Annotated in this window: 3 protein-coding genes; 2 read left to right on the top strand and 1 reads right to left on the bottom strand. The window is 70.7% G+C overall.

Annotation, left to right across the window (positions count from 1 at the left end; genetic code table 11):
* Positions 1-486, top strand: a 486-nt coding sequence (locus tag ACJMNC_RS03595; protein WP_408946574.1) for an isocitrate/isopropylmalate family dehydrogenase, incomplete at its 5' end; no start/stop codon positions are given.
* Positions 487-650: 164 nt separating this feature from the next.
* Positions 651-1,784: an alcohol dehydrogenase catalytic domain-containing protein gene (locus ACJMNC_RS03590; RefSeq protein WP_408946573.1), complete on the top strand. Its 1,134-nt coding sequence runs from the start codon at positions 651-653 to the stop codon at positions 1,782-1,784.
* A gap of 177 nt (positions 1,785-1,961) precedes the next feature.
* On the opposite strand, the gene ACJMNC_RS03585 is transcribed toward ACJMNC_RS03590, so the two are convergent.
* Positions 1,962-2,177 (bottom strand): hypothetical protein, encoded by a 216-nt coding sequence (locus tag ACJMNC_RS03585; RefSeq protein WP_408946572.1) that lies wholly within the window; start codon positions 2,175-2,177, stop codon positions 1,962-1,964.
* Positions 2,178-2,342: the final 165 nt, after the last annotated feature.

Below are 2,342 nucleotides of genomic sequence, written 5' to 3'. Positions count from 1 at the left end.
GTGCACAAGACCAATGTGCTGACCTTCGCCGGCTCGATGTGGGCCCGCACCGTCGAGGAGGTGGCCGCCGAGTTCCCGGACGTGGCCACCGACTACTGCCACATCGACGCGGCCACCATCTACATGGTGACCGATCCGGTCCGCTTCGACGTGATCGTCACCGACAACCTGTTCGGCGACATCATCACCGACCTGGCCGCCGCGGTCAGCGGCGGCATCGGGCTGGCGGCCTCGGGCAACATCGATGCCACCCGCGCCAATCCGTCGATGTTCGAGCCGGTGCACGGCAGCGCCCCGGACATCGCCGGGCAGAACCTGGCCGATCCGACCGCCGCGATCCTGTCGGTGGCCCTGCTGCTGCGCCACCTCGGCGACGATGCGGGCGCCGAGCGGATCGAGGCGGCGGTGGCCGCCGATGTGGCCGGCCGGGGTGACGAGCGCGGCACCACCTCGCAGGTGGGCGATCGCATCCTCGAACGGCTCTGACCGCCGCACTCGGGTACTTTCCGCCGAGCGCCGCCGACCACCGGTCGGCGGCGCTCGCGGCATCGGGGCGCCCGGGCAGCGAACTCATGCGGTGACGGGCATGCTAGGCAGGGAAGCACCGTGATCGATCACACCAGAGCAGCGGAACCAAGGAGTCCATCGAAATGAGTCAGACGGTCAAAGGGGTCATCGCCCGCGCCAAGGGCGCTCCGGTCGAGACGGTGAACATCGTCGTCCCGGATCCGGGGCCGGGAGAGGCCGTGGTGACGATCTCCTCGTGCGGCGTCTGCCACACGGACCTGCACTACCGCGAGGGCGGGATCAACGACGAGTTCCCGTTCCTGCTCGGTCACGAGGCGGCCGGCATCGTCGAGGCGGTCGGTGACGACGTGACCGAGGTGGCCCCGGGCGACTTCGTGATCCTCAACTGGCGCGCCGTCTGCGGAGAGTGCCGGGCCTGTAAGCGCGGCGACCTGCAGTACTGCTTCGATTCGAAGAACGCCACCCAGAAGATGACCATCGCCGACGGCGACGACGCCGGCACCGAGCTCACCCCGGCCCTGGGCATCGGCGCCTTCGCCGAGAAGACTCTGGTCGCGGCCGGCCAGTGCACCAAGGTCGATCCGCAGGCCCGGCCGGCAGCCGTCGGCCTGCTCGGCTGCGGGGTGATGGCCGGGCTGGGTGCGGCGATCAACACCGGCGGCGCCACCCGCGGCAAGTCGCTGGCCGTGATCGGCTGCGGCGGCGTGGGGGTGGCGGCCGTCGCCGGCGGTGCGCTGGCCGGCGCGATGCCGATCATCGCGGTCGACATCGATGCCAAGAAGCTCGAGGCGGCCACCGCCCTGGGCGCCACGCACACCGTCGACTCGTCGAAGGTCGATCCGGTCGAGGCGATCGCCGAGATCTGCGACCGGTACTACGCCGGTGCCGAGGGCGCCGACGTGGTGGTCGAGGCGGTGGGCCGTCCCGAGACCTGGAAGCAGGGCTTCTACGCCCGCGACCTGGCGGGCACGCTGGTCCTGGTCGGCGTCCCGAACCCGGAGATGACCGTCCCCGAGCGGCCGCGACGACTGGCAGCCGGTCTAGCCGCAGGGTGCCGGCCAGGCCTACCCACTCGAGGGTGTCGCCGCGCAGCCGCCCTACCTCGGTCTACCCGCGGGGCCACCGGCGGCGGTCGAGCCCTCGCTGCGCCTGCACTAGCAGCACGCGTACTCACGTCTGCTGCCGCTACTGGAAGGCCAGCGGCTGGTCCAGCCACTACCGGAGGTGGCTTACGCCCCGCAGCTCCTGCTACGTAAGGCACAGCAGCGGCTAGTGGGTCTGCAACAACAGCTGCAGCTTCCAGACAGGCAGCTCCGACTTCCACGGGCTCCACTGCCACACCAGCTGCGCCCGCCAGTAGGCTAGTGGTGGTGGCTCGCGTCGTGCAGCGGCACCACGTAGAACCGCTTCCGCCGGAGGTGCAGCAGCTAGGGCTAGAGGAGCCACTGCTTCCGCAGCTCCAGCTCGGCCGGCAACGCCATGTCTAGCTGGTCGTAGCCCTTCAGGGCCAACCCGTCCGTCAGCGGCATGGTCGACCTGAACTCCCGCGGCGGCGCTGGCTTCTGCAGCGAGTCGCCGTCGAGCCCCTGCCAGTAGAGGCCCAAGCCCTGCGGCTGGTCCTGGTCGCACGGGCGGTCCAGCGCCCGCATCTTCGGGACGAAGGTCCAGAGCCCTGCCGGGTGGCGGAGCTGGTGGTGCAGCCGCGGGAGCCGTGGCCGCATCATGGCCAGCGTCTAGAGCCGCTAGCGGAGCTGGCCTAGCTGGAAGCTGCTCAGCTGCCACACGCACCGCGGGTCCCGCCACCGGCGGAGCTC

The sequence above is a fragment of the Gordonia sp. VNK21 genome, from assembly GCF_046098115.1.
GTDB lineage: Bacteria > Actinomycetota > Actinomycetes > Mycobacteriales > Mycobacteriaceae > Gordonia.
Note: the sequence above shows the minus strand (reverse complement) of the source record. Positions and strands in the feature narration are given on the sequence as shown.

Excerpts from the sequence above, each read along its gene's own strand:
- ACJMNC_RS03585 (WP_408946572.1), bottom strand. The coding sequence starts at position 2,177 with ATGCGGGCGCTGGACCGCCCGTGCGACCAGGACCAGCCGCAGGGCTTG.
- ACJMNC_RS03590 (WP_408946573.1), top strand. The coding sequence starts at position 651 with ATGAGTCAGACGGTCAAAGGGGTCATCGCCCGCGCCAAGGGCGCTCCG.